1 protein-coding gene is annotated in these 239 nt (G+C 76.6%); it reads right to left on the reverse strand.

From position 1 onward, the window contains the following. Positions 1-239 (reverse strand): proton-conducting transporter membrane subunit (locus KVS67_RS12975; RefSeq protein WP_217565546.1); only part of this gene is annotated, 239 nt, incomplete at both ends.

Raw genomic sequence — 239 nt, forward strand, 5'->3', positions numbered from 1 at the left:
GCCGGCGCGGCCATCGCGCCCGGCAGCCAGAAGTGGAAGGGGGCCTGGGCGGACTTCGTGAGGGCGCCGACCAGCACCAGGGCGACGGCGACCTCGAGCAGCCCGCGCAGCCCGGCGGCGGCCATGAGGGCGGGGGCGGCCTCGAGGACCCCGGAGATCCGCCAGGACCCGGCGTAGTGGGCCAGCATGATCAGGCCCGCGAGCATCCCCAGGCCGCCGAACGTGGTGGCGATCAGGGC

It is taken from the genome of Micrococcus sp. GbtcB5 (genome assembly GCF_019091605.1).
GTDB lineage: Bacteria > Actinomycetota > Actinomycetes > Actinomycetales > Micrococcaceae > Micrococcus > Micrococcus luteus.